Origin of the sequence: Thermoactinomyces sp. CICC 10522, assembly GCF_016055075.1 — a bacterium.
Taxonomy (GTDB): Bacteria; Bacillota; Bacilli; order Thermoactinomycetales; family Thermoactinomycetaceae; genus Thermoactinomyces_A; species Thermoactinomyces_A daqus.
Genome location: NZ_JAECVY010000019.1, coordinates 1 through 26,664, shown reverse-complemented (window position 1 = coordinate 26,664; position 26,664 = coordinate 1). Strand labels below are relative to the sequence as shown.

The following is a 26,664-nucleotide window of genomic DNA, read 5'->3' as shown; positions in this document are numbered from 1 at the left end:
GGTCTGAGGAAGACGGCCTGCAATCTTCTTCAATTCTCCCAAGGATGTTTTCGTTTGTGATCCAATTGTGCATCTGGCTTCGCTCCGAGATATTGCCGGGGAATGGCATCTTCTTTTCCGTCCTTTCCGGTCACCCAGTTGGATTTTGGGTTTTCCGGCTTCAGATCCTGATTGCTCTGTTTCCACCAGTCCTCCATTTTCATCCCTCCAACTGCGATGTATGCTTTAAAAATAATTTCTTTTTCCAGTCCATTGTTTCCTTCCGCAAAGGTCACCGCAGAAAAACACTCATCCCTTTCATTCACTCCGCGACCTGCTCATCCCAGACCGGCCCGGAATCGGCCGCTTCGCCCAAGTCCGATTCTTCCGCAACAGCTTCGGTTTTGGAGTTTTCCAGGAAAATCTTCATGCTCTTCAAATTGACGTAAAGGGTATCATCCACTTGAATGTCCAATTCCCGGTACCGTTCGTCACTTACTTCCACCTCAAACAATTCACCGGTATCGGTTCTTTTCAAATTTAAGCGCACAATCGGCCCGACCGGGTTGATATGACGGACAATGGCCGAAATGCTGGTCTTTTCCGATTGCTCGCGGCTGATGCCGATTTCATGGGGTCTGACATAACCCACAGCGGGAACTTCATCCGCATGTGAAATTCCCGGCACATCCAACTCATGCTCACCCAATTTGATTTTCCCTTGATGAATCCGGCCATGAAACAGATTGACTCTGCCGAGGAATGTGTAGACAAAGGCATTGGCCGGCGAACGGTAAACTTCTTCCGGTGTTCCGACCTGTTCGATCCGTCCCCGATTCATGATAACCACCTGGTTGGCCATCTCCAGCGCTTCCTCCTGGTCGTGGGTGACGAAGACAGTGGTGATCTGCAACTTCTCATGCAATTGTCTCAGCCAACGACGAAGATCTTGTCTCACTTTGGCGTCCAACGCTCCGAACGGTTCATCCAACAGCAGCACTTTGGGTTCAACGGCCAATGCCCGGGCAAGGGCCACCCGTTGCCTCTGTCCGCCGGAAAGTTGGGCCGGATAACGTTTGGCCAATCCCTCCAACTGCACCAGGCGCAGCAATTCCGTCACCCGTTCGTATATCTCTTGTTTGGATGGTCTCTTTTTCCGAGGGCGCACTTTCAATCCGAAAGCGATGTTTTCAAAAATATTCATATGCTGAAAGAGCGCATAGTGCTGAAAGACAAAGCCCACTTTCCGCTCCTGCACCCTGCGGTTGGTATAATCTTCACCGTGAAAGAAAATCTGACCCTGATCCGCCCTCTCCATGCCGGCAATCAACCGGAGCAGTGTGGTTTTGCCTGATCCGGATGGCCCGAGCAGTGCCATCAGTTGACCTGTCGGGATTTTCAGGCTGACATTTTGAACCGCCTGAAAGGAACCGAATGCTTTAGAAACGTTGCGCACCTCAATTCCCATTTCACTGTTCCTCCTCTGCTGCTTCTAACAGGCGTTTCGTCTTCCATTCGCTTAAACTCTTGATGATGAGGGTAATGATCGCCAATACCGCCAATATGGAGGCTACTGCAAAAGCTGCAACAAAATTGTATTCGTTATAAAGAATTTCTACATGAAGAGGGATGGTGTTGGTCATTCCCCGGATATGCCCGGAGACGACAGAAACCGCACCAAACTCGCCCATCGCCCGGGCATTGCACAAAATCACCCCATATAACAGCCCCCATTTTATATTGGGCAAAGTAACGCGCAAAAAGGTTTGCAAACCGCCTGCCCCGAGGGATAAAGCCGTCTCTTCCTCCTGTTTTCCCTGCGCCAGCATGACCGGGATCAATTCTCTGACCACAAAGGGAAACGTTACAAATACAGTCGCCAACACCATGCCGGGAACTGCAAAAATAATTTTGATATCATGCGCTTCCAGCCACGGTCCCAATATCCCCTGCGCACCAAACAGCAACACAAAGATTAATCCCGATATGACGGGGGATACGGCAAAGGGCAGATCAATGAGCGTGATGAGCAGGTTTTTTCCCCTGAACTCAAATTTGGTAATCGCCCAGGCAGCGGCTATTCCAAAAATCGTATTGAGAGAAACGGAAATCGCCGCGACGAGCAAGGTTAAACGGATCGCCGAGAGCGCATCCGCATCCTCAACGGATTCAATGTAGACCAAAATTCCTTTTTTCAGGGCTTCTGAAAAAACGGCAAACAGTGGTACGATGAGAAAAAGGAAAAGAAAAATAAGGGCGGCAAAAATAAGCAAAAAGCGAACCAACGCCGCAGGCTGAACCGGTTTCGGCATATTCCTCCCTCCTTATCCGATGAAATAACGCCGGCCACTAACCCATTGCAAACAATTGATTATAAAAAGCAAGATAAAGGAAGCAATCAAGACCACTGAAGCAATCGCAGTAGCTCCTGCATAGTCATACTGCTCCAGCTTGGTCACGATGAGCAGAGGGGTCACCTCTGTCACCATTGGCATATTGCCGGAAATAAAAATTACGGAACCGTATTCTCCCAAAGCCCGGGCAAAAGCGAGGGCAAAGCCGGTCAGGAGTGCGGGCAACAACGGAGGAAACAACACCCTGACAAAGGTTTGCAGCCGGCTGGCCCCGAGCGAAAAAGCAGCCTCCTCCAACTGATGATCCAAGTCCTGTAAAACGGGCTGGATCGTTCGCACCACAAACGGAAAGCCGATAAAAGTTAAAGCAACTATGACACCAAGCGGAGTAAAAGCCACTTTGATCCCCAAGGGAGCCAAAAACTTGCCGATCCATCCGTTGTCGGAATAGACCGAAGTCAGAGCGATCCCGGCAACAGCTGTAGGCAGCGCAAACGGCAGATCGACAATCCCGTCCACCAGCCGTTTTCCGATAAAATCATAACGAACCAAAACCCAGGCGATCAGCGTCCCGAATACGGCATTGATGACGGAAGCGACAAAGGATGCGCCAAAGGTGAGCCGGTAAGAAGCGATGACTCGCGGATCGGTCACCACATCCCAATACTCTTTCCAAGATAAACTGGCCGTCTTGTAAAAGATCAGCGAGAGCGGAATCAGTACGATCAGACTCAGGTAAACCAGGGTATAGCCCATAGTCAGGCCAAATCCGGGAATGATGCTCTTTTTTGCCAACCTTTTCGCCATGAAACCTCCCCCTTCACTTTCTCAGCAAACCGGTCATTTTTTCTGATAGATCTGATCAAAGATGCCTCCGTCGGCAAAGTGGGTTTTCTGCGCTTTTTCCCAACCGCCGAATACCTCATCGATGGTGAACAAATCGATTTTCGGAAACTGGCTTGCGTATTTTGCCGCAACTTTCGGCGAACGCGGACGATAAAAATGTTTGGCGGCGATCTCCTGCCCCTCATCCGAATACAAATAGTCGAGATAAGCTTGTGCCACCTTGCGCGTTCCGTGCCGGTCCACGACTTTGTCGACAACCGCTACCGGCGGTTCCGCCAAAATGCTTTGCGAGGGATACACAATTTCAAATTTGTCTTTGCCAAACTCTTTCTGCGACAGCAGTGCTTCGTTTTCCCAAGCCAACAGCACATCACCGATTCCCCGCTCCACAAACGTCGTCGTCGCCCCACGCGCACCCGAATCCAGGACAGGGACATTCCGATATAATCTGGTCACAAAATCTCTTGCTTTCGCCTGATCTCCCTTATTCTTTTTCAGTGCATAACCCCATGCGGCCAAATAGTTCCACCTTGCTCCGCCCGAAGTTTTGGGATTGGGGGTAATGACGGATATCCCCGGTTTGACCAAGTCATCCCAATCCTTGATTCCTTTCGGATTTCCCTTTCTCACCAGAAAGACAATCGCCGAAGTGTAGGGCGAGCTGTTCTCCGGCAGCCTCTTTTGCCAGTCTTGGCTGATCAGGCCCTTCTTGGCGATCGCATCGATATCATAAGAGAGGGCCAAAGTGACCACATCTGCATCCAATCCGTCCTGAACTGACCGCGATTGTTGCCCCGAACCGCCATGCGACTGTTTGATCGTCACCGTTTCCCCCGTCTTTTTCTTCCAATACGCGGCAAATTGCCGGTTGAAGTCCTGATAAAATTCACGGGTCGGATCATATGAAACATTCAAAAGCTCCACTTCGTTCTTCCCGGATCCGGAGGATGGGCCGCATCCCGAAATCCCTGCCACCAAACTGAGCGAAACCAGTAACATCAATAACCTTTTCATCCGTTTTTCTCCTCTCCATTCAAAAAATAAAAAAGCTCCAATAAACCTGCCTGTGCATGGCAAGATTACTGGAGCCTTCGGTTGTCCGATCGGCGCAATATTTGATTATGGAAATGATTCTTGAGTGTCAGCCTCTTATTTTTTCTGTGCGGTCAATCTGAACAATCCTGGAATCATGAACGGTTATCAATACAGATCCGTATTTCAGCCCTTCCAATGCCCGAATTATGCGCTCAATCCACTGTTCGTCAATCCCGTATGGATGATCAGACAAGAAGATCCCCTCCATCCATAAAGGAAACCCATCCGCCTTGGAAAATAGAAACAGTCAGATTGGGCTGCATCCTTCGATCTTTATAATCTCAAGTATGTTAGTCGAGATTATGGCGACAGGATCCCATTTAATTCAATCAACAAATATAGAATATTTTATATAATATTATTCCCCAAAATCATACTTGTCAATCATAAAATGCGACCTTGATAACCGGCTTTCCTTCCTATTCGTTCTGCGGCAACAAAGTGCCGAATTCATCATCGTAGAGTCCGCTCTTGCGAAGCCAGATATAATCCAGTTCACCTTTGTCGTTGAAGAAAAAGTCCGCTTTTTTGTCATTCAGTTTGTAGGAGACAAACTTCCCGTCAAGAATGTCAAAGGAGCTTTTGTCACGATCCGGTTTTCCAAACACCCGCTCAATGTTCTCTTTGGTGATCGGAAGAGGTTGTTCCGTTTCTCTGACGCTGATCGATGTCAACCGGTCCTTGAAAAATTTGAGCTGTATTTCCCTGTCTTTAAACCGAAAGCCCAGCCCTTTCTCCTGGTCACTCACTATACGGGAAGACACATTGTTTTCATAATCACCACAGGTGCCCGCTGCCACTTGTTGCAGGGAAGTGCCCAACGGCCCGCAATCGTAGTTGCCCAGGTCCCCCCGGCTGATCCACTGCTTCAGCTGTTTCGCCGCCGACAATCCACCCTCGGGGCTGATCCGTTTGTCGCTGCCCACCGGATGGGCGGCTGTTACAAACTGGGTGCGCGGTCTGCCGTCATAAGGGAAGTTGCTGGTGGTTTCTAATGTGAACCTGTCCAATTTATTGGTTTTCGAGCTGTACGAGAAGGTTACGTGATAAGAGTTCAAATTATATTGATAATACGTCTCAAGATCCGACATATCCGATTTTCCTTCATTGGTTTCGGAGGGGGGCCCGAAAACGCGTTTGACCTCGCTGATCAGCAACGACTCGTTTTTCCGCGCCTGGATCATGATGCTTTTCAACTTTTCATTTTGAAAATCAAGCCCAATCAACTTGCTGTTTCCATCGAGATAGAACAGGCTCGAATTGGAACCGTCAATCTCATAAACATCCGTCCGCTTAACCGGTTTTCCGCAACGGTTTATCACTTCCTGAATCGCAGTCCCGATCGGGCCGCATCGGTAGTCCGGCAGATTGCCGCTGGCGGCCAGCCTTTTGATCGTTTCGGTATAGGTCTCTTTCTTCTTCCCGGCAAACAAATGACGCACCCAGGCATTGGTTTCATCCTCGTAAGCACTGAGCAGAATGGTCATGATGAGCGGGATGAGGATGACGCTGAAAATAAAGGACATCATTTTATACATCTTTCGTTTTGAACGTACGCTGAGGAAAGGCTTGGGTTTGCTTCCCGACAAATCTCCGGCAATGTGCGGTTCTTCCTGGTTTGTCATTTTGGCTTCAACTTTTTCACGATTCCCATCCATTCTTTGTCTGTGCACTCCTTATTTTTTTGAATTCTCTACTTATGAGAACAAGCTCATTTTACCAAATGAGAAAAAGAAGTGAACACAGAACAATCCAACATTCCGGGCAGGGCCATTACCCGTTCGCGCGCTTTTTGATCCGTTCCCACCAGTCCCGGTTGTCCAGATACCATTGAATGGTTTGCCTGAGGCCATCTTCGAGAGTATACTTTGGCTTCCAGCCCAATTCTCTTTGGATCTTGGCCGAATGGATCGCATAGCGCCGGTCATGGCCCAACCGGTCTTCGACAAATCGGATCAATTCCTCTGATTTCCCGAGAACCTTCAAAATCAGTTTTACAATTTCAAGATTGGTTCTCTCATTATTTCCGCCGATGTTATAAACTTCTCCGTCCTTGCCCCGATGGATCACCCTGTCAAGGGCCGCACAATGGTCTTCCACATGCAGCCAGTCGCGCACATGGAGGCCGTCCCCGTAAACGGGCAATTCCTGATCCTCGAGGGCATGGGTAATCATCAGCGGAATCAATTTCTCCGGAAACTGGTAGGGGCCGTAGTTATTGGAACAACGGGTGATGTTTACCGGCAAATCAAACGTTTCATGATAAGCGCGAACCAACAGATCCGCACTTGCTTTGCTGGCCGAGTACGGACTGTTGGGAGCCAGCCCTGTCTCTTCGGTAAAAACGCCGGTTTCGCCGAGTGAGCCATACACTTCATCAGTAGATACTTGCAGGAATTTTTTTACTTTATGTTTTCTTGCCGCCTCCAAAAGGACGTGCGTCCCGACGATATTGGTTTTAACAAAAATATCCGGATTTTTGATACTGCGATCCACATGCGACTCCGCCGCGCAGTTGACAATCACCTCCACCCCGTTCCCCACAAGCGACTCCACCAGATTTCTGTCGCCAATGTCCCCTTTGACAAAGCGATAGTTGGCATGTGTCTCCACGTCTTGCAAATTCTCCCGATTCCCGGCGTAAGTCAACAGATCGAGATTGATGATCTCATATTCCGGATACCGGTTCGCCATATAGCGGATAAAGTTGCTCCCAATAAAGCCGGCTCCCCCGGTCACCAGCAATTTCATGTTGCTTCCTCCTGTCCGTTGTGGATTTTCTTGCGCCCGATCACCGAGAGCAGATACTGCCCATATTCGTTTTTCTGCATCGGTTCTGCCAATCTCCGCAAATCTTTGTCGCGAATATAGCCCATGTGGTAAGCGATCTCCTCCAGACATGCCACCTTCAGACCCTGACGTTTCTCGATCGTCTCGATAAATTGGGAAGCTTGCAAAAGGGTTTCATGCGTTCCCGTATCCAGCCAGGCAAACCCTCGCCCCATCAATTCCACGTGCAGGGCTCCCATATCCAGGTAGACTTTGTTCACATCGGTTATCTCCAACTCTCCCCGGGCGGATGGTTTTATCTGTTTGGCAATCTCCACCACATCATTATCGTAAAAATAAAAACCGGTGATAGCATAATTAGATTTCGGATTAGCAGGCTTTTCTTCAATTGAAATCACCCTGTTCGCTTCATCAAATTCTACCACACCGAAGCGCTGCGGGTCTCTGACGTTGTAGCCAAAAATGGTGGCCCCCTTCTTCCTCGCCGCCACTCTTCGCAGAATGGGCGTCAGACCATGACCGTAGAAAATGTTATCCCCCAGGATAAGCGCCACCCGGTCACGGCCGATAAATTCTTCCCCGATGAGAAAAGCCTGGGCGATCCCATCAGGTGAAGGTTGAATCGCATACGACAAGCGGATGCCGAGATCGGCTCCATCCCCCAATAATTGTTGAATCAGCGGAGTATCCTGCGGGGTGGAGATGATCAGGATATCCCTGATCCCGGCCAACATCAGGACGGACAATGGATAGTAGATCATCGGTTTATCGTAGACGGGCAACAGTTGCTTGCAAATCACCTTGGTCAACGGATAGAGACGGGTTCCAGTGCCGCCCGCCAGAACAATCCCTTTCATGCACATCCTCCTCTCTCAAGGCTCCGGGGCAGGCCCCGCATTCAAAAATAGACTCCCAAGTTTCCTGAAGAAACCAGGGAGTCTGCTTCGGCGGATAAGAGGCTGCATGATGCCAAGACCGGCTGTGCTTCCCGCTTGATCAATCTTTCTTCCCCACCGCCATATACAGCTGGCGAATAACCGAATGATGTTCATCCCGGATCATTTTTCTCCAACCGAGGGAAATTTGCCCCAGCACTTTACTGGATAAAAAGCCGTCCTGAACCAGCTTATACGGGATCCCGATCCCCTCCGATCTGAAAAACATCTCATCCCCCAGAAGCGCGCTGTGGGCACTGATGATTTCAAATTCCACATCGGTAAAACCGCCTTCTTTCAGGATGCGCGGGAGTTCTCTCCCGATTTTCGGATTGCCTCCCTCAGCCGCACGCGCCTTGCAATAAGCATCGTAAAGCTCGCGCAAACCGGAAACCGGCGGATAGGTCATGATGTGCATTTCAAAATCATTGTCGATGACGATCACTTTCCCTCCCGGCTTTACGATTCGGTAAATTTCCCGAACGGCCTCGAGAGGGTCAGGCAAATGCTCCAGCACCAATCTGGCAATGGCAAAATCAAACGAATCATCCTCCAGCCCGGTATCCGTGATCGAGCCTTCAATCACCTGCCACCTGTCCAACTTTTGTTTTGCCAAATAATTACCGGCATACTCGACCAGGAGCGGATCGATCTCCACGGCCGTCACCTCGGCTCCCGGAATATGTACCAACAGTTTTTCCACAAGAAAACCGGGGCCCGATCCCAACTCCACAATTGAACCGGCTTGATCCAGACCGAACTCCTGGTAATGTTTCCATTCACTTTGCCAAAACAAGTCGACCTGCGCCTTTAAGCGATTGATCTCAGCCTCCACATTATTGGCAATCGTTTTGATATGATAGGAACCGGATGGATTCAATGATTTCACTTCCTCACTCTGGGGATTCACGGCTGAAGCAACCGGGCATACAACATTTCCAAAGCCTTTTGATGACCGGTGAACGGGGAGAGCAGGCTGAAAACATGAAGATCCCGTTTTGTCCGGAAGTGAGCATTTGCCAGGTTGGCCAAGGTACCTGAAGGTCCCAAATCAATAAAAGTCACTCCATGGGCGACCGCTTCATTTAAAGCCTCGCCAAACCGGATCGGTTGTCTTAAAACATCCCAAAAATAATTCGCTGTCAAATGAGGCATCCGCCTTCCGGTCACTGAAGAATAGAACGGAATGCGCGGAGGCCGGAACGTAACTTGCCACAAACGCTCCCGCACCGCTTCTCCCGCGGCATCAATATGCGCAGAATGAAACGGGACGGTCACGGGAAGACGCAGGTGCGTGATATCCTTCATTCGCAGATATCTCTCAACCACATCCAGCCCCTCTTCATTTCCCGCCAGCACAAAATGGGACTGATGATTCACCGCAGCCAACTGCGCATGATGGTGAATGACAGGTACCTCATCATAGAGTGCCGGCGAAGCCAGAACTGCGATCATCCCCCCGGGCGGAGAGAGCGCCTTGAGCAGACGGGCTTGATCGAACAGACAGCGCAAACCGTCTTCCGCATCCAGCGCGCCGGCGACCACGGCGGCAGCATATTCCCCCATGCTGGAACCGATCACCGCCTGAGGCCGGATCCCTTTCGACATCAGCATGTGGGCCGTCGCCACCTCAACCATGAAAATGGCCGGATGGGTATAGATCAAATCAACAAATTCATCGCTTTTGGAGCGACGTTCATCATAGAGATACCGGACCAGGGAGTTGCCCGAAAGCTCTTGAAAAACGGCATCCAACCGGTTCATCTGTTCCCGGAATTCAGGTTCGTGGTCATAAAACGCTTTTCCCATATGAAAGTATTGCGAACCCTGACCGGAAAACATAAAAACCATTTTATCCCTCATGATTTCATCCCTGAAGATTCCATGACCGTCATCTTCCACCCTTTTTTCCATGAACCAAAAAGATAGTAGAACAGACTGCAGGCAGCCAGCGCGACAAAACTGGCCAGGATGGCCAACCATACACCGTTCACCTTAAAACCAGCTTGTGTAAGGAATGCTGCGGCCGGCACCCTGACCACAACGAGGGAAGCGAGAGAAAAAAGAGTAATGATCCCGCTTTTCCCCACCCCGGTGATAATGCCGTTGCACACGTATAAAACGCTGAAGAGCATATAACCGAGACTGACGATTCGGAAATATCCGATTCCGATGCTCACAATGTTCGGATCATTGATAAACAGCTCCATGATGAAATGAGGAGCGAAAAAACAGAGCAGAGAAATGAGCAGAACGACGGGAAGGTTGACGATCAGTCCCCGGCGGAAGAGATTTGGGATCTCCGAAAACCTGCCCGCTTGCAATGTTTTTCCGGTGAGCACCGAAATCGCAATCATCACTGCGATCGAAGGCATGGCGGCGATGGAGTCGATCCTGCTGGTCACATAAAAAACCGCAATTGCATCGCTGCCAAAGGGATTGACAAAAAACAGGATACAGGCATAGCCCAAAGCCAGCATCAACTGCTGCATAAAGACCGGCATCCCCGCAGGCAAGAAGGCGGCCATTAATTTACCGTTGAATTGCCAACCGGTCGGCCTGGTAAGGAGACCTTTTACCCGGCGCCGGATGTACCACAAGCTGACGATGATGGCGACGACGGAAACGATCAGCGCAGCAATGGCAACCCCGTTTAATCCCCATTTCGGAAACGGACCGGTTCCTTCGATAAACAGGGGAACCAGAACCAGATTTCCCACGATGGAAACCGCCACGAACAGCATCCGGGCAACGACATTTCCGACAGCCCTGAGCATGGAAACGGTGAGGAAGGACAGGTACATAACGGCAAAACCGAGCATCATGATCCGCAGATAGCCGCCCGCCAGCCCGATGACAGATTCAGGGGTTCCAAACAAGGCAAGCAGCGATCGGGAAGAAAAATATCCCCCTGCGGTCATGATGACGACCAGACAAACACCGAAAGACCAGGACAGGTTCACATAGGTCTGCATCTTTTCCTTATTTTTGGCTTGAAAATGCTGCAAAATCGGGGTTGTGGCGACTCTGGCCGCTCCGCCGGCGATGGCTGCGAAAGCCAGGATGATCGGAAAACAGGCTCCGATGGCCGCTACTGCCAACCCTCCCAGTAGATGGCCCACCCAGATGACGTGGATGATGCTGTCAGCCATCATCAGCGCGCTCTCAATAAAAACCGGCAGGGCAATTTGCATGATCAGCCTCTTGCTCACAATATCACTCCGCTTTCATCTGAGAAGTTAAGATTCGCTGCTGCCCGCTATACCGGTCGGTTCGGACTGAACGGCAGTCGTCCCTATTTTCATTTGATTTTGAATTTGTTTCAGATTCGCAACCACGCATCCGAAGGTAATTGCTGCCGCACAGAAGTCGGAAATCGGCCCGGAAATCAGCACTCCTTCAACCCCCAAAAACCTCGGCAGAATGAGCAGGGCCGGAACCAGAATGAAAACTTGCCGGGTTAAGCTTAACAGGATCGCCTGTTTGGCCTTGCCGAGAGACTGAAAATATCCCGAACCGACGATGGACAGGCCGATCAGCGGGGTAAAGAGGAGGTACGTGACCAGCGCATGGCTGCCGAAAGAAATCAATTGCCGGCTTTCGCTGTTGAAAATGGCAACGATGTACTCCGGCAGGAAATAAACGAAGAGCGAGGCGACACTGGCAATTACCGTGGAAATAATCAACGCCGTTTTCAATGTGCTCTTCACGCGCTCAAAATTTTTGGCACCATAGTTATAGCCGATAATCGGCTGGATCCCGAGGCTGATCCCCCATACGGGCAGCATAATGAATGTTTGCACGGCATTGACGACGTTCATGCCTGCGATCGCCGTATTTCCGCCGTAACGGAGCAACACATTGTTAATGATGACAAACAACACGCTGCTCGCCAATTGGGTGATGAAGGAGCCGACACCCACGGCCAGAATTTTCCCGACCAGCCTGCCATCAAGCCGCATATTTTTGGCGCGGATTTTCAAGAGGCTCTTGCTCAGAAAAAAATGCGATAAAACCCACAGCGCCGAAACCAGCTGAGAGATGGCCGTGGCCAGCGCTGCACCTTGCATCCCCCAGCCAAAGCCGAAAATGAAAAGAGGAGCCAATATCACGTTCAGCACCGACCCGATCAACAGCGTAAACATCGCTTTCTTGGGGTTTCCTTCCGCTCTGATAAAGTTGTTCATGCCCGAGCCGACAATCATGAAGATGCTGGCCAACAAAATGATCCAAATATAATCGGCCGCCGGCTTCAGCACTTCCGGGCTCGCGCCAAATGCTTTCAAAATCGGATTCAGAAAGATCAGACAGGGAACGGTAAAAAGAATCGAGACAATGATAAGCAAGGTTAAAGCGTTCCCCATCACTTTCTCAGCTTCAGCGGTGTTCTTCTCTCCCAGGCGAATGGAAGTGAGTGCGGTCGCTCCGGTTCCGATCAGGGTGGAAAAAGCCATGATGGTCATCATGATGGGAAAGGAAACGGCAATCCCGGCAATCCCCAGGTCACCGATCCCGTTTCCGATAAACACCCGGTCAATAATGTTGTAGAAGGCGCCGACAAACAAGCCGACAATCATGGGCAAGGAGTAGCTGATCAGTAATTTTATGGTATTTTCTTCACTCAACGCGTTGGTTTTGTTCATGCGCATTTCCTCCAAAACTCAATGATTTCTGCTTAAAACCGGTCTAAAAGGGCCGGCATCTCAATAAAACCGGATTTCCTCATAATCGATATCACTGATCAGGTTGCCAATGGCATTGATTCGGTCATCACTCAATTTTTGCATAAACTCAACGTAATGCATTTTCCATTCGCTCTCGTCGTCTTTTCCGGCAGCCACGATCGATTGAAAATCGAGAAAATCGGCGCGCAGCTCCTCATAAAATACGATTTTTGCGAAAATCGCCAGTTCCATGTCGCCAAAAGTGGCAAAGAGCGCTTCATATTCATCTCCATACAAACAACCGGAATCAAGCAGATCCAAATAGTCATGCAGGGAAGAAAAATAATCCCTGATCAGTTGCACTTTTTCTTCTTTTGTTTCGAGCCGCATCATTTCGTCCAGCAATCGGCGCAAGCGGACGTCGCTCATTCGATCCGCTTCGTTCAGCAAGAGCACAATCGATTTCGTCTTTACTTCTTTTTCCCTGATGATGACGGTTTCCAAGCTGTCATGGTTTGCAGCGTTGATCACTCGCTGAATCAAATTGTTCCGGCACTGGTTCATATAGTCTGTGAGCGGAGGATCGGTTTTCATCTCGTGCTGCAGCCGCTCCATCGCCTGATGAATGGCGGCGGCGATCTGTGAGGCATTCAGCCGGCTGAACATCCGTTGCAACCGGTTGTACTGATTGGCGGAAATTCTGATTTGACCGGCATCCCCCCCTGATAAAATCGAAAAGATGGCATTATTCAATACCAACTCAAAGATGTTGAACAATTCAATCCGGTAATCAAACCTGCACACTTTTCCATAGTCGGTCAGCAGATCCAGCAAGTCCCTCCGGTCGAATCTGCGGCAAAATCGCGTCTCCATTTGCAGGCGTTCCAGATACTGCCGGATATAAAAGACGCCCTGAAGGCGCATGTCATCGACCGCCAAAGGATAATCGATGCTGGCCATGGTATTGTGGGCATCAAAAACAATGCCGTACTTTTTCATAAAGATCGGCAACGATTCATCGATCGTCATATTGTAGGCATCGACGGGCACATCCAATTTGTTTTTCTTTACTTCCTGATAGAGCTGCTTCGTTTCTTCAAATAACCGGCGCAACAATTCCAATCCTTGTTCGTAGATGTTGCGGATATTGCCTGTTTTCAGCTCGGTGACTGCCTGATCCGGGTTGATGAATTGAAGGGTATAGGCATCAACAGCGTAGAGGAGGGAGGCCATGATACTTTCTGCCGTTTCAGAGGTCACGGAAGAACTTTCACCCTGCGTATAGCGCCGGATCAAATCCTGCAGAATGCCCATCAATCCAGCCTGGATGCGATATACCTCCTGACCGGTGAGCAATCCGGCACGAAGTCCTTCATTCAAAAGGGATATCGTATATTGATTCCGCCGGAGATTCGCTTTTTTTATCTTGCTGCGCGAAACAAGACCGGATCTCTCTTTGTCGTTTTCAAACTCCAAACCTAATCCTCCCCCTCAAATAAAGACTCACGCAGCGATTCGCTTCGGAAATTCTCGGCAAACTCCTCCAGTCTGCTTTTTAAAAGTTCCACCGAACCCGCACACTCACCGTCAAACATCTCCTTCATCATGCTGATCAGTTTGAAATCGCCGATTTTGTCTTCCGTTTCATTTCGCAAATAATAGAAGATCTCGTGCAGTTCCGTAAGTGTTGCCGCGTAATTGTCTTCATGGATATACGGTGATTCGGAAAATATCTCGATCAATTCCTTCGTCACTTCAATGCCCAGTTCCACCCGGCCGTAATCGCGCAACACCTTGTTTCTGGCGACCATCATGTTTTTTACTTCATCGGGAGTCAAGATCAAACCAAATTCTTTTGTCTTCTCATTGAGTTCCAGAATTTCGGTCATATACTTTTCCTGAACCGAGATATTGATTGCGTTGAATATACGGGATAAATACATGAGCTTCCCTTCCTCTCTGAAAGCACGACTTCCCGCCTTTTGCCCCCTTTCATCGGAAACAAATTTGCTCAAAAAGCATCATGTCTTGCAGATACAACCCGGGATCAAACTCAGGCAAAATCGGGAGGGAAACGGAAACTGCTGACCGACCATTCGAAACCCCGGGAATCAAGGGGGGACACCGCGGCCCAACCCTCAGCACAATTTCACAAAAACGGTTGACTTTTCTTTTTGTTTATGTTATATTAGGGTTGGGATAATTTATTATTTATTTTGATATCCCATTTTACCTTATTCCCCTCTTTCATGTCAAATGTTTTTCGGTCGTTCAATTATCTGATTATTTCAACATATATTTTTGTTTTGCCCGTCCCCTGACATCCTTGGCGCCAGACCGGTTGTCAGGGGTTTCGTATGGAAAAGCCGATCTCCGTCAGCCTATGTTTCGCTCTTTTTTAAAGGCCATTATCTCCTCGACCGCTTTCTTGCAGCCCCCCGCTTCCTCAAACCAACGCTTGATTTTCCCGAGATTCACCCGATACTCCGGCGCGGTTGACACCAGATCCAGCGCCTGACGGAGGATTTCCGGCGTCAGCGTATCCTTGTCCAGAGTGATTGAAGCTCCCAGACTGGCAAATCTGCCAGCCATATACGGCTGGTCGCCGCCGATCGGGATCACGACAAAGGGGATTTGCTGATAGACCAGATCGCTCGTTGTGTTCAATCCCCCGTGCGTGACAGCCACATCCGTATATTTCAGAATTTCCCGTTGCGGCACATAGTGTCTTACAATGAAGTTGTCCGGGATCGCGAACCGGGAAACATCGGTATTGTAGGCTGCAATCACGACCACCGTTTCCAAGTCTTCCTTGAAAGCGTTGAAAAATACATCGTAAAGATTCGGATTTGCATTGTTAAAAGCCGTTCCCAACGAAATGAATACCACCTTTTTGCCCTCAAGTCTGTCAAAAGGAAAATCGATCTTTTCCTCCAAAACACTTTCGGGTCCGCCGATAAAACGAAAACTTGGATCATAATCCTCATGCCTTGTCACAAATTCTTTCGCCGTATAAGCAATGTTCAGATCGCCATAATGGGTGATCATCCCGGTCAGCTGCGGCATCTCCACTCCATAGTTTTCTTTCAGCCGGTCGACCATTTTCCTGTACTCGCCGAGAGCCGGGTGATCCTGCATCACTTCCATGCCGACCGTGTTTTCGTTTTGCGGAGCCAATTCCTCCGGTCTGGCAAAAACGGCATGGGAGCAGATCACCGGTACCTTCAAAATTTGTGAAATGATATTGCCGACCGGATACATCGAATCGTAGATCATGTAATCGATGGTTTCCTCTTTGATTTCCTCCAGAATATGCTGAACCACTTTTTCCGTGGATAATAACATGCGCAGAGCGATGTCAAACAACTGTTTGTTCTTGTCGATCCGGGGATTGCCTTTCGGAAGTTTGGCCCCATCCCCCAAGCTTTTGAATATCGCGCCGGTCCTGGCGATTTTTTCCCGAAAATCATCGGTGCAAAAGTAAATCACCTTTTCTCCACGGTTGCTTAACTCCGCGACCAGGCCCAATGTCGGATTGACATGGCCATGTGAAGGGCCGTTTAAAAAAAGAACGGTTGACATGGTTTCTTCTCCCTCTCTTTCCCAATTCTGTCCGGCTTGAACGGGCAATCTCTTTATCCCCGGGAATTGAGCAGCCGGTTCAATTCCGTCCGAAGATACCGGATCCCCTGTCTGGCCGCCTCTTTGCAGTTGTGTTCCCCTTCATATTCAAAAGCCAGATAGCCGTCATAGCCTTGCTCCAGCATTTTCCGAAACAGCGACCGGTAATCGATGATCCCCTGGCCATGTACGGCCGGCTTCAAATATCGGCCGTCCGCACACAGGGTCCCGCTTTCGTCCGCAGTAACCTGCCAGTCCTTGAGATGAGCATTGACCATCACTTTTCCCAACCTCTCACAGGCTTTAAGCGGGTCATCCCCGGCCACCAGCATGTTTCCACAGTCCAGTGTCAGTTTGAGTCCGGGCACTTGCCGGAGAATCGTTTCGATCTCAGCCAGACTGCAAAAAGGCACTCTGAGGTCGGGGTAGTTCTCGATGGTGACGGTGATTTGCTTCGATTGGGCATAAGCGGTAATCTCCTGCAACGCCTGGATTATTTTCGGGAGCACGCTCAGCTTTTCCGCCTCACTTTGAATCTGATCGGCAAACGCGGGAACGAGCATGACCATGGGTGCGGAGAGCTCCTCCGCCTGATCGACAATCCGCTTGCCCAATGCGATGTTTTCCGCATAGACATCCTCTTTGCCGGCAGCCAGATCAACGAAGGCATCGATACAGGAAATTTTCATCCCGTATTTGTCCAGCAGACCGGTAATCTCCCCCGCCGGCCGGCTGAAATCAAACATCAGCAACTCAATCGCCTCAAACCCCTCATCGGCGGCAAACCTGACCACATCCTCCAGCTTCATTTCCCCTGTTCTCATGAGGGGCACCAGCGAATAGGTCATCAGGCTGAATTTCATCTTCTTCCATCCTTTCATCGCTTTTAGCGGTCTGTCCGAACAGCGTCCGTCCCCGCATACAACGCTTCGCAAACTTTGCCGATATCCGCCTGGGCCGCGGGTTCAAACAGCATGGTCATATGGCTGGAGGAAGAGGCGTCCAACAGCTTGAACCGGGGAAACAGCTGCTCCCAACCGCTCCAGTAACATTCATGGTCGATGGCAATTTGATCAGAGGCGGTTGTCAGATAGGGCTGGAGTTCACCGAAAAACAGGCCGCTCTGATTGCGAAAATAGTAGCAGCTCACCCCGGAAGGGTCCGGCAGGGGCAACAGCGGGTATTGATCCAGCTGAAACGCCTCCTGTACGCGGAGATTCTGCTGAAACAACCTCAACAATTCCTCTTCTGTCTTGGCCAGAGACAATCCGCGCTCTCTTCCCAACCGGATCAGTTGCCGCAAAAATTCCTCTTCGTCTCCTGGAAATCCGGCTTCTTCCTGATGAATGAGCTTTTCCCTGACGGATGGCCAATCCCGGCGCGTCCGGTTGAGCAGAGTCATATTGACTGCCTGCAACGCTCTCGTCCGGTTGCTTAAACGGACTTTTTCCCAAGCGGAACGGTCCAGGGTATCCAGCATGACAATGCTGTGAACCTCCTGCCCGGCTTCCTGCAGTTGACGCGCCACTTCATAGGCGAGCACGCCCCCCAGCGAATAGCCGCCCAAATCATAGGGACCTTCGGGCTGCCGGGAGCGAATGATGGAAAGGTAGTAGGAAGCCATCGCCTCAATTCCTCTGATCGGCGCATCCTCCGTCATATGCCCACGCGCCTGAATCCCGTAAAAGGGCCGCCCGCTCTTCTGCGCAATCGTCTGATACCCCTCCAGGCCTCCCCCCTCTCCGTGCAGCCAAAAAACGGGGCGCCCGGAAAAACGCGCATTCAGATGCCTGATTTCCGGAAAGGAAGGCGGGCCGGAGAGAGGCTCAAAAGCCGGCAACATTTTTTCCAAAACCTCCGGTTTCCCAACCAGGGTTTTCTCCTGAAGCTCCCACTCCCTTTCCACCACCTCGGACAAACGCGCTTTCAGCGGAGCAGCCATATGTTTTTTCAACAGGATCAGGGCTTCCCTCGGTTTCTCCGCCAACTCCCTGGCCAGCTCCAAGGCATAAGGGAGAACCTCTCGCTGCGGCAAAATCGGAATGCCCACTCCTCTCGCCGCCAATTCCGACCCCCTGAAGTTTTTGCCGGTAAACAAAATCTCCTGCGCCAACGGGTTTCCCAATTTTTCAGGCAAGATCAAAGTCGCCCCGTCCCCGGGGGTAAATCCGTACTTCATGTGATTGCAGGCATATGTGCTTTCCCGGCTCATGATGACAAAGTCGCAAAACAGCCCCAGACACCATCCCCCGCCAAGCCCGTGTCCCTGCATCGCCGCGATGACAGGGATTTCACACTCCAGAGCCAGGCTGTAAAGATGGAGATCGGTCATTTTGGCCTTTCCCTCATACAGAGCCAACAGGCCTTCCCGGCTGCCCCCGCAGGCAAAATAGCGGTCATAGCCGGTCAGGATGACCACCTTGAAGTCGGGCCGGGAGCGAATCGCGGCAAAGGCTTCCATCAGCCCCGTGATCAACTCCGTGGAAAAGGTATTTTTATGGATTCGGTCCTGCATCGTCACTTGCACAATCCCCGGTGCAATCTCACCCCAGTCCACTGCCGGCAGCCGGGTTTGCAGCTCATTTCCCTTGCCGCCAGGACCATCACTTTCCGCAGCGGAATCCTCTCTGCTCCGCTGCCTTTTATCCAAAAATTCCGCCAGTTTGACATAGGCGGTTTCCGGGCTGATTTCACCGGCTTGCAGCGCGCGAAACAGTTCCTTTGTATTCATACCGGCCATTCACCCCCGTCATTTCCCGAACAGCGCATTGATTCGCTCTCTCACCTCTGGCTGGTGAAACGTCTTTTCATGCATCATCACTTCCCGCTCCACAATCGACGGCAGTTCTTCGCGAATCGGGGCAACCAGATGGTCTTTGAGCAGGATGAGGGAATACCTCGGCTTTTCGGCAATCTGACGCGCCAATTCCAGGGCATGGCCAAGAACCTCCGCTCTGGGCAGAACGGGGAAAGGAATCCCCCGTTTTTCCAATTCCGCCCCCCGGTACGTTCCGGAGTTGATCAACAGCTCTTCAGTCAGGCTGATTCCCAGTTTCCTCGGCAAAATGCAAGTTGCGCCCATCCCGGGGGTAAACCCGTATTTCATAAAATTGGTCGTATAGACGCTTTCCCTGCTCAAAATCACAAAGTCGGCAAACAAGCCCATGATAAAGCCACCGCCGATGCCGTGCCCTTGCATCGCTGCAATGACAGGGATTTTGCAGTCCAGCGCCAGGCTGTAAACATTCTTGTCGGTAAATTTCTCCCTGCCTTCATGGATCGCCAGCAGCCCCTCCCGGGTTCCGCCCGAAGCGAAGTAACTGTCATATCCGGTTAAAACCACAACTTTGTAGACATTGCTCGCCTCAATGACGGCGAAGGCTTCAAGCAAACCGTCAATTAACTCCTTTGAGAACGTATTTTTATGAACCCGGTCCTCCATGGTCAAAAGCACGATCTCCGGCTCGATTTCCTGAAAGTGAACAACCGATGCCATCGCCCGCTCGCTCCTTTCTTTAGCAAAATGGGTTCATTCCTCCCAGGGAAACTTTCCCGTTTCGATGTACCGATAGATTCCGGTCAGATTTTGCGGGTCTGAGAACATTTCCAAATTGGCCTTGACGGCGATCGGCTTTGCCTGCGCCAGGGGCTCGCTAATCCTCTGCATGTAGCGCTTGTACTTCACTACCGCACTTTTTGATAAAGGTTTCAGCCGCAGCAAATGCTTGCGGAGCAAAGAGCGGCTGTCATCGTCACAAGCGTCGACCAGTCCCCAGGATGCGGCTTGTTCGGCCGAGATCGCCTTGGTCATGACCGTCATGTAATTGGCTTTGGCCGTGCCGGTGCGGCGAATGAGAAACGGAAGCACCGCCGCGGGAAACACGCCGAACAACAGCTCCGACAGGCTGAATTGCGCCGTCCGTTCAGCCAGGACAATATCGCTGGCGGCGACAAATCCGATCCCTCCCGCATTCACTTTTCCCCTCACGTGTGAAATGGTCAGGAGAGGGCCGGTTGCCAGGCGCATCCACAGATCATATAAGCGCCCGGGATTGCGTTCACTCTGTCTGCCGTTTGCCATCTGGTCATGCATCTCCTGAAAGTCGGCCCCAAAACAAAAAACGTCCGGCAGCCCTTCCATGACCAGGATTTTGGCTGATTCCTCATACCGGTCAAGCACGTGATGGCATTCCTCCACCATGCGGTCATTGATCGTGTTGTTCGCCTCCGGACGATAAAACTGCAAAAAACAAATCTGCTGCTGCTCCCTCACCTTCACCGTTTGATACTCCATCATAACCACCGATACTCCCGATGAAATTCACGAATCTCCTCCAAAACCAAACGGTTTTTTCCACGGGTCGCGTCCAATGCCCCCGGGATGAAGTCAAGATCGAGCTTCACGTTGCGCGTTCCGAATTTCACTGCATGGCTGCCGAGCAATAATTGTTCATATTCCTCCATCGACAAACGGTAGCGATTATTCAGCTGCTCTTCCACTTGAAAGCGGCGCAGCCTTTCCTGCCCCTGAGGTGTCACGACCCCGCTGTAAAATTCCGAGCAGCAGCCCGAGCCGTAGGAGAAACAGCCGATGCGTTTCGGCGTATCAAAGTTCCCTTGGTCGATCGTGCTCAGCAAAGATAAAAGAACGCTGCCCCCCATGATATTCCCGACGCGCTGGCAGTACCTCAGCCCCGGCAACACCCTCCGCTCAAAATCAGCCTCAATCTCCTGCGGCTTGGCCTTCACCAGTTTCCGCATCATGGTGCGGTGCGCTCCTTTGACCATCCCGCCGAACGGCGTGTGAAAGCAGAGATATTGGAACGTTTGCCGGTAGTCGACATCGGCGACGCGTTTTTGGTATTCCAAAAAGGTTTGTTCGCAGCAATCGAGGTAAGACAGCAAAGACAGGTCGGCATTTCCGGCTTCACTGTCCGGGATCGGTCGGCAGGTATCCATCACCTCATAGCCGTAATAGCCGTTCGCCCCGACATCCACCTGAAACAGGTAAGGGGTTTCGCTAATCAACAGGGCAACTGCTCCCGCTCCGCCGCTGGGCTCCGCATAAGACCAGTCCTGGGTCAGCGCCTCGCCCCCTTCCGCAACCAAAAAACGCGAGATGTCACTGGCGATTACCAGCGCTTTAGCACCGGGAGAGGTTTGGGACAAGATGAAATTGACGGCCATTTGCAAACCGGCAGTCCCGGAGTAACAGGCTTGTTTCAATTCAAACAGGCGGCAGTTTCGGCTCAGCCCCAAATAGTGGTGAATGTAAGTACTGATCGATTTGCCAAAGTCGATCCCCGACTCGGAGCAGGTGATCAGAAGTTCGATCCGCTCTTTTTCCTCTTCGGATAAAGCGTCGACAATCGGCTTGGCCGCATTTACTCCACAGGTCACCGGGTCTTCAAAGGGAAGTGCTACGGCTTTTTCTTTCATCAATAAATTTTCAAAGCGGGTTTCATCCAATGCCCGATGCTGAGCCAGTTCCATGACGTCCAGGTAAGCGGTTCCGCCAAAAACATTCATTGCCTCAATTCCGACAGCAACCATGTGCTGATCCCCTCCCGAAGATTACATTTCTTTTTTCAAACAAATCGCGGTATTGATGCCACCGAAGCCGATGCTCAAACTCAAGGCATGGGTGATATCGGCCGGAAGCGCCTCGCCCCGCACCCAGGGGAATGATTCGTCAATCGGTTCTTGCAGATTGCGGGTGGGATGAAGCCGTGATTCCTTCATCTGCAAGAGGGTGGCGATGATTTCCACGATCCCCGCTGCGCTGAGGCCGTGGCCGGTGACCGATTTGGTCGCATTGATGCGGGCATGCGCAAGACCGCATTCAGCCAATGCCCGTAGCTCCGTCTCATCCCCGATGCGTGAACCGGTTCCATGCGGATTGATGTAATCGATCTCTTCCGGAGCGAGTCCGGCCTGCCCCAATGCTTTGCGAATGACGCGGACCTCGCCTTCAAAGGAAGGATTGGGATTGCGATTTCCATCCATCCCCCACGCCCATCCCGAAATGCGGGCATACGGTTTGACTCCACGTCTTCGAGCCGTTTCCGCCCGTTCGATCACCACGGCTCCGCAGTTTTCCCCGTAAATAAAGCCGTCCCGGTTCTTGTCAAAAGGGCGGCAGGCCAAATCAGGCCGGTTCGCATAGCGGTCAGAACCCATCGCCCCCAAAGAGCGAAAGGCCTGACACTCCATATGGGAAAGATCGGTCAAGACCCCGAGGGCGATGCAAATATCGACCTGACCCGAGAGTACCGCCTGGCAGGCCTGGATTACCGCCAATTGCCCGCTCGCCGATGCACCGCCGACGGTACAAGCGAATCCCCGGATGCCAAACTGTTCCGTGCAAAGCGCACAAATATCGCTGTCCATAAAGGAAAGCGCGTAAGCCGGAGAGATAAAATGCGGCTTGTCACGGTAAGCTTCAAAGGTTTGAAGCAATTCCCGCTGCTGAAAGTTGGACCCGCCCGCAATCAGTCCGATCCGGGCGGAATCGGCCTCATCCAACTTCGCCTCCCGCCATGCTTCCTCAAGGGTGATCAAGGCCACATGGGCGGAATAGGATGCCGTTCGCAGCAGTTTTTTGGAAAGGCGATCCGGATAGGAAAGTTCCGCGATCTCCGCGCCGATAAAGGAAGTCCCCTTCTGCCGGCCCGGCCGTTTCATGATTCCGAAGGCATGCTCCCCCCGCATCAGGGCAGATGTAAAGGCGGCTTTACCCTGACCGATGGCGGAAGTGATGCCTGCCCCAGTGATTTGCAAATCAGACGGGCTGTAGCTCATTTTGTGATGCCTCCCCGGTGCAATAGTTGCTCGGCCTCCTCAATGTCGATATCGCCTGCCTGAACCCGGCGTATGAATTCCTCCAGGTTTAACCCGGCCGGCTCCTGCTTCGCTTCTTTTCCCGCATCAGACAGTTTCTCTTTCAGATATGCGGCAAACCGGCGCAGGTTCGAATATTCATAGATGTTGTTGGCGGTAAGCGAGATCCCGTAGCGCTTGTTCACCGCCTGGATCCACTCCACACCAATGATGGAGTCCAGTCCCAGATCAATCAGCTCCGCATCTATATCCACCTCTTCTCTGTCCATGGAAAGTGATTCCGCCAAACTGGAGACCAAAAATTCCAGTACGTCTTCCCCGGAGACAGATGAGAGGGAAACAGCCGGATGGGTTTCCTCCGTTTTTGCGGCAGGCTGCAATTCGGGCGGAAGCGGAACCAGGGAAGCTGCGGAAAGCCCGGCCGGCTCCTGTCCGTTCATCTCCTGTGCCAAAAAGACGGCAAAGCGGCGGAGATCAGGATATTCATAGATGATGTTGGCAGTAAGCTCCACCCCATACCGTCTGTTCACGGACTGAATCCATTCCACTCCGACAATCGAGTCCATCCCCAGCTCAATAAACGGCGTTTCCGCATCCAGCTCGGCCCGGTCCATGACCAGGACATCCGCCAGCATTGCTGCCAGTTCTTCCTCAATGCTCTCTCCGGCTGCCTCCGCTCCTGCGGCCAAAGAATCTGTTTTTTCTGCAGTTAAAGGCGACAGGACAATCCGCCCCGGTTTCGGTTTGGGCTGATGGTTTCCGATCACGGCAGGCATGTCCGGCAACGTGCGCTTCCCGGGAACGGAAACCTTTGGTGGTTGAGGCGCCTCCGGGTGAACAACGGGATCGCGCAAAACCATCGGAGTCAAAACCGGCGGTGTCCCCTGCTCGGTGCTGCTCGTCCCATGCTCTTTTCCGGGTACCCAGTAAGTGTTTCTGGCAAAAGGGTAAGTCGGCAGATGCAGGCGGTGCGGATCTGTTCCGGCAAACAACAGCTCCCATTCCGGCTCATAGCCCTGACAGTAAAACTCGGCCAAGGCCAAAAGGGTTTCCTGGTACTGCACAGGATCTTCACGCAAACCGACGCTTTGTTTGAGCAGATCACGCACATACGTTTGAATCGCTTTTTGGCCGGTAAACCGGTTCGGTACCTGACCGTGAACGATATGCGGCATTTTCTCTTGACCGGCCGCTTGTTTCAATGCATAAATGGCATCCTCTCTGCCCTGTACGACCACGGCACAGCGATGGCGGAAATGCTGGCGTCCGTTCAAAAGAGTGTAACTGAGAGGCAATAAATCTTCTTCCCTCCACTCTTCCTTCTCCAGAAAAGCGATCATGTCGCTGATCTTCGCTTCCAGCGCCTCCCGGGTCTTGGCGGACAGAGCGAGCAAGTAATAAGGAAGACGGTGCCGGGCCGCACTCCTTTCTTCCGGATAGCTCTCCAGCACCAGATGGACATTGGTTCCGCTCATCCCGAAGGCGCTCACGGCCCCCAGTCTCCGCTTCCCTTCCTTGTCCTTCCACGGCCGGTTCGTTTTATTTACATAAAACGGGCTGCCCTTCCAGCGAATGTATTCATTTTCCTGCTCACAATGGAGGCTGCCCGGGATGGTCTCATGGCGCATCGCCTGCACCAGGCTGATCAGACTGACCAGACCGGAGGCGGCAAAGGTGTGGCCGAAATGGGTTTTGGTCGAGGTCAGGGCGCAGAAGTTTTCCTTGTCGGTATAGCTTTGAAAAGCATCGCGAAGCGCGTTGACCTCCACCGGGTCACCCAGGCGCGTTCCCGTTCCGTGGGCCACGATATACTCCAGATCTTCCGGGTTAATCCCGTACTGGTCATACACCTCTTTGTACAGTTGTGTCTGCGCCACCCCGCTGGGCGCGGTAATGCCGTTGGTCTTGCCGTCATAGTTGATGCCGCTGCCCCGGATCACCGCATGGATCGGGTCCTTGTCCGCGATCGCCCGGGAAAGGGGCTTCAGCACGACCACGGCCACGGCTTCACCGGGAACCATGCCGTTGGCTCTTTGGTCAAAGGCATAACACCGCCCATCCGGCGAGAGCATTCCCGCCTGCCCGATCGCTTCGAGCGTCTGCGGGACGAGGATCAGGTTGACTCCGGCGGCAATGGCTGTATCGCAGTCGCCGCTGCGCAGGCTCTGGCAGGCGAGATGGACAGCCACCAGTCCGGAGGAACAGGCGGTATTGACGGCCAGGTTGGGGCCGTTCAGATTGAGTACATAAGAGAGCCGGGCCGCGAGAATCGCGTCATGGTTGGACGTGATCGGGGCATCAAAACCGGTCAGATACTTGTAATCGCCGTTTTCCACCCCGACAAACATGCCGATCTTCCGGTTCTTGATCTGCACCGGCCCATAGCCGGCATCTTCCAATGCGTTCCACGCTTCCTGAAGCAACAGCCGCTGACGCGGGTCCATGCTCCGGGCTTCGCGCGGCGAAATTTCAAAGAACAGGGGATCGAATTCATCGACACCGGGAATGGCCCCGAATTTCCATCGTTCCGCCCCGCTCCCCGGCCAGCGTTCCGCCCCGGCGGCGCGCACCTGATCCTCTCCGTTCAGCAGATGCTGCCACATTTCTTCAATATTGCGCGCTCCCGGGAACCGACCGCTCATCCCGATCACGGCGATCGGTTCGGGAACTGCGGAAGGCCGCGCTTTCTCCTGCACCGGCTGCTTCCTTCGCGATGGCTCCGGTTCGGCCGCCGGCCGGACGGGCATGTCCACCGCCGGCTTCCTTTCCGGGGCAGGCGGCGCTTCCCGGTAAAACGCCTCCAGCGCTTCCTTGTGTTCGGACAGGTAATAATCGGCCAATTTGCCCAGGGTGGGATAGCCGAAGAAGACCGCCGGGGTCAGCTCAATGCCGTAATGCCGGGTCAACTGTTCGGCAAACGCCGCCAGTGTGATCGAATCAAAACCGAAATCGGCCAGGTTGCTGGTGAGATCCAGTTTCTCGCGGGGGATTTTCAGCAGCTGGCCGGAGAGCTCCTGCAAATCCCATTCCAGGCATTGCCGCACGCTGAGCCCCTTCATCTCCGGCCTGCGCCCTTTGCCGGCCGGCAGCCCGGCTGCCGGTTCCGGCTGCTGCGGCTCCGGCCCCCTGTACAGCCCCAGGAAACGATGCACCCGGTCAGGCTGGCCGGCCAGAACCAACAATTGTGTCTGTTCCTGCCCCAGCACGCGCTCAAGCAAGTCCAGGCCCTCTTCCGTTTCCAGCGCGCGCTGGCCGCTCGATTTCAGGTAGAGGCGGGTCTGCTCATCATCTCCCAAGCCCATGCCGCCTTCCTTCCACAGCGGCCAGTGAACCACCAGCGTTTTGCCGCTGCGCAAACCCTGCCTTTGCTGCCGGTTGCGCTCCCGGGCATAAGCCGTCAGGAAGCGGTTGGCGACGGCGTAGTCCCCGGCGCCCATGTCGCCGAGAATCGCCGCGGCGGAGGAAAAACAGAGAAGAAAGTCGAGCGGTTCCCCGGACAGCACCTCATCCAGCACTTGGGTCCCCTTCACTTTCGGGGCC

At 52.2% G+C, this 26,664-nt stretch carries 21 protein-coding genes and 4 pseudogenes; all 25 read right to left on the bottom strand.

Annotated features, from left to right (window positions below; all coding sequences use genetic code 11):
* Nucleotides 1-29: 29 nt before the first annotated feature.
* A complete protein-coding gene (locus I8U18_RS15790; protein ID WP_198065027.1) occupies nt 30-305 on the bottom strand; it encodes a hypothetical protein in 276 nt (91 codons plus the stop codon).
* Nucleotides 302-1,447, bottom strand: a complete 1,146-nt coding sequence (locus I8U18_RS15785) for a sulfate/molybdate ABC transporter ATP-binding protein (protein ID WP_198065026.1) — start codon at nt 1,445-1,447, stop codon at nt 302-304. Before I8U18_RS15785 ends, I8U18_RS15790 begins: the two co-directional genes overlap by 4 nt.
* A 1-nt stretch (nt 1,448) precedes the next feature.
* Nucleotides 1,449-2,291 carry a sulfate ABC transporter permease subunit CysW gene (gene cysW, locus I8U18_RS15780; RefSeq protein WP_198056174.1) on the bottom strand — a complete coding sequence of 281 codons (843 nt, stop codon included), beginning with the start codon at nt 2,289-2,291 and terminating at the stop codon, nt 1,449-1,451.
* 12 nt (nt 2,292-2,303) lie between these two features.
* Nucleotides 2,304-3,140 carry a sulfate ABC transporter permease subunit CysT gene (gene cysT / locus I8U18_RS15775; RefSeq protein ID WP_033101221.1) on the bottom strand — a complete coding sequence of 279 codons (837 nt, stop codon included), beginning with the start codon at nt 3,138-3,140 and terminating at the stop codon, nt 2,304-2,306.
* Nucleotides 3,141-3,173: 33 nt separating this feature from the next.
* Entirely contained in the window at nt 3,174-4,193 is a 1,020-nt protein-coding gene (locus tag I8U18_RS15770) for a sulfate ABC transporter substrate-binding protein (RefSeq protein ID WP_033101220.1), read from the bottom strand.
* 127 nt (nt 4,194-4,320) lie between these two features.
* Nucleotides 4,321-4,467 carry a YezD family protein gene (locus I8U18_RS15765; RefSeq protein WP_370589277.1) on the bottom strand — a complete coding sequence of 49 codons (147 nt, stop codon included), beginning with the start codon at nt 4,465-4,467 and terminating at the stop codon, nt 4,321-4,323.
* 226 nt (nt 4,468-4,693) lie between these two features.
* Entirely contained in the window at nt 4,694-5,932 is a 1,239-nt protein-coding gene (locus I8U18_RS15760; RefSeq protein WP_033101219.1) for a DUF4309 domain-containing protein, read from the bottom strand.
* A 115-nt stretch (nt 5,933-6,047) separates the two neighbouring features.
* Complete coding sequence (gene rfbB / locus I8U18_RS15755; protein ID WP_198059841.1) at nt 6,048-7,025, bottom strand: dTDP-glucose 4,6-dehydratase; 978 nt, start codon at nt 7,023-7,025, stop codon at nt 6,048-6,050.
* Nucleotides 7,022-7,921, bottom strand: a complete 900-nt coding sequence (rfbA, locus tag I8U18_RS15750) for a glucose-1-phosphate thymidylyltransferase RfbA (protein ID WP_033101218.1) — start codon at nt 7,919-7,921, stop codon at nt 7,022-7,024. The genes rfbB and rfbA overlap by 4 nt, the downstream gene beginning before the upstream one ends.
* A gap of 139 nt (nt 7,922-8,060) precedes the next feature.
* On the bottom strand, nt 8,061-8,888 hold the full coding sequence (locus tag I8U18_RS15745; RefSeq protein WP_235281664.1) for a methyltransferase domain-containing protein: 828 nt from the start codon (nt 8,886-8,888) through the stop codon (nt 8,061-8,063).
* A gap of 17 nt (nt 8,889-8,905) precedes the next feature.
* On the bottom strand, nt 8,906-9,850 hold the full coding sequence (locus I8U18_RS15740; protein ID WP_198065025.1) for an acyltransferase domain-containing protein: 945 nt from the start codon (nt 9,848-9,850) through the stop codon (nt 8,906-8,908).
* 8 nt (nt 9,851-9,858) lie between these two features.
* Complete coding sequence (locus I8U18_RS15735; RefSeq protein WP_198065024.1) at nt 9,859-11,211, bottom strand: MATE family efflux transporter; 1,353 nt, start codon at nt 11,209-11,211, stop codon at nt 9,859-9,861.
* Between the two features lie 27 nt (nt 11,212-11,238).
* The gene (locus I8U18_RS15730; protein ID WP_198059844.1) at nt 11,239-12,642 is read right to left on the bottom strand and encodes an MATE family efflux transporter; all 1,404 of its coding nucleotides are present in this window, start codon (nt 12,640-12,642) and stop codon (nt 11,239-11,241) included.
* 60 nt (nt 12,643-12,702) lie between these two features.
* Nucleotides 12,703-14,139 carry a DUF6179 domain-containing protein gene (locus tag I8U18_RS15725; protein WP_033101215.1) on the bottom strand — a complete coding sequence of 479 codons (1,437 nt, stop codon included), beginning with the start codon at nt 14,137-14,139 and terminating at the stop codon, nt 12,703-12,705.
* Nucleotides 14,140-14,141: 2 nt separating this feature from the next.
* Nucleotides 14,142-14,606 carry a DUF6323 family protein gene (locus I8U18_RS15720; protein WP_033101214.1) on the bottom strand — a complete coding sequence of 155 codons (465 nt, stop codon included), beginning with the start codon at nt 14,604-14,606 and terminating at the stop codon, nt 14,142-14,144.
* A 433-nt stretch (nt 14,607-15,039) separates the two neighbouring features.
* Nucleotides 15,040-16,245, bottom strand: coding sequence for a macrolide family glycosyltransferase (locus tag I8U18_RS15715; RefSeq protein WP_198065023.1), 1,206 nt, complete (start codon nt 16,243-16,245; stop codon nt 15,040-15,042).
* Between the two features lie 53 nt (nt 16,246-16,298).
* On the bottom strand, nt 16,299-17,147 hold the full coding sequence (locus tag I8U18_RS15710; protein WP_198065022.1) for a sugar phosphate isomerase/epimerase family protein: 849 nt from the start codon (nt 17,145-17,147) through the stop codon (nt 16,299-16,301).
* Between the two features lie 23 nt (nt 17,148-17,170).
* Nucleotides 17,171-18,037, bottom strand: a pseudogene (locus I8U18_RS18320) (thioesterase domain-containing protein); the annotation flags it as partial.
* Nucleotides 18,038-18,124: 87 nt separating this feature from the next.
* Nucleotides 18,125-18,850: pseudogene (locus tag I8U18_RS18315) on the bottom strand (polyketide synthase); the annotation flags it as partial.
* A 183-nt stretch (nt 18,851-19,033) separates the two neighbouring features.
* A complete protein-coding gene (locus tag I8U18_RS15700; protein ID WP_198056183.1) occupies nt 19,034-19,780 on the bottom strand; it encodes a polyketide synthase in 747 nt (248 codons plus the stop codon).
* 33 nt (nt 19,781-19,813) lie between these two features.
* Nucleotides 19,814-20,578: an enoyl-CoA hydratase/isomerase gene (locus I8U18_RS15695; RefSeq protein ID WP_198065029.1), complete on the bottom strand. Its 765-nt coding sequence runs from the start codon at nt 20,576-20,578 to the stop codon at nt 19,814-19,816.
* Nucleotides 20,578-21,837: a hydroxymethylglutaryl-CoA synthase family protein gene (locus I8U18_RS15690; RefSeq protein WP_198056184.1), complete on the bottom strand. Its 1,260-nt coding sequence runs from the start codon at nt 21,835-21,837 to the stop codon at nt 20,578-20,580. The genes I8U18_RS15695 and I8U18_RS15690 overlap by 1 nt, the downstream gene beginning before the upstream one ends.
* Nucleotides 21,838-21,858: 21 nt before the next feature.
* The gene (locus I8U18_RS15685) at nt 21,859-23,085 is read right to left on the bottom strand and encodes a beta-ketoacyl synthase N-terminal-like domain-containing protein (protein ID WP_198056185.1); all 1,227 of its coding nucleotides are present in this window, start codon (nt 23,083-23,085) and stop codon (nt 21,859-21,861) included.
* Nucleotides 23,082-23,711: pseudogene (locus I8U18_RS18450) on the bottom strand (acyl carrier protein); the annotation flags it as partial. The gene I8U18_RS15685 and the pseudogene I8U18_RS18450, both read right to left, overlap by 4 nt.
* A 435-nt stretch (nt 23,712-24,146) precedes the next feature.
* Nucleotides 24,147-26,664, bottom strand: a pseudogene (locus I8U18_RS15680) (beta-ketoacyl synthase N-terminal-like domain-containing protein); the annotation flags it as partial.

What these genes read in the sequence shown, in the direction of transcription:
- I8U18_RS15785 (WP_198065026.1), bottom strand. Translation starts at nt 1,447, where the DNA reads ATGGGAATTGAGGTGCGCAACGTTTCTAAAGCATTCGGTTCCTTTCAG.
- cysW (WP_198056174.1), bottom strand. Translation starts at nt 2,291, where the DNA reads ATGCCGAAACCGGTTCAGCCTGCGGCGTTGGTTCGCTTTTTGCTTATT.
- cysT (WP_033101221.1), bottom strand. Translation starts at nt 3,140, where the DNA reads ATGGCGAAAAGGTTGGCAAAAAAGAGCATCATTCCCGGATTTGGCCTG.
- I8U18_RS15770 (WP_033101220.1), bottom strand. Translation starts at nt 4,193, where the DNA reads ATGAAAAGGTTATTGATGTTACTGGTTTCGCTCAGTTTGGTGGCAGGG.
- I8U18_RS15760 (WP_033101219.1), bottom strand. Translation starts at nt 5,932, where the DNA reads ATGGATGGGAATCGTGAAAAAGTTGAAGCCAAAATGACAAACCAGGAA.
- rfbB (WP_198059841.1), bottom strand. Translation starts at nt 7,025, where the DNA reads ATGAAATTGCTGGTGACCGGGGGAGCCGGCTTTATTGGGAGCAACTTT.
- rfbA (WP_033101218.1), bottom strand. Translation starts at nt 7,921, where the DNA reads ATGAAAGGGATTGTTCTGGCGGGCGGCACTGGAACCCGTCTCTATCCG.
- I8U18_RS15740 (WP_198065025.1), bottom strand. Translation starts at nt 9,850, where the DNA reads ATGGTTTTTATGTTTTCCGGTCAGGGTTCGCAATACTTTCATATGGGA.
- I8U18_RS15730 (WP_198059844.1), bottom strand. Translation starts at nt 12,642, where the DNA reads ATGAACAAAACCAACGCGTTGAGTGAAGAAAATACCATAAAATTACTG.
- I8U18_RS15720 (WP_033101214.1), bottom strand. Translation starts at nt 14,606, where the DNA reads ATGTATTTATCCCGTATATTCAACGCAATCAATATCTCGGTTCAGGAA.
- I8U18_RS15715 (WP_198065023.1), bottom strand. Translation starts at nt 16,245, where the DNA reads ATGTCAACCGTTCTTTTTTTAAACGGCCCTTCACATGGCCATGTCAAT.
- I8U18_RS15710 (WP_198065022.1), bottom strand. Translation starts at nt 17,147, where the DNA reads ATGAAATTCAGCCTGATGACCTATTCGCTGGTGCCCCTCATGAGAACA.
- I8U18_RS15700 (WP_198056183.1), bottom strand. Translation starts at nt 19,780, where the DNA reads ATGGCATCGGTTGTTCACTTTCAGGAAATCGAGCCGGAGATCGTGCTT.
- I8U18_RS15695 (WP_198065029.1), bottom strand. Translation starts at nt 20,578, where the DNA reads ATGGAGTATCAAACGGTGAAGGTGAGGGAGCAGCAGCAGATTTGTTTT.
- I8U18_RS15690 (WP_198056184.1), bottom strand. Translation starts at nt 21,837, where the DNA reads ATGGTTGCTGTCGGAATTGAGGCAATGAATGTTTTTGGCGGAACCGCT.
- I8U18_RS15685 (WP_198056185.1), bottom strand. Translation starts at nt 23,085, where the DNA reads ATGAGCTACAGCCCGTCTGATTTGCAAATCACTGGGGCAGGCATCACT.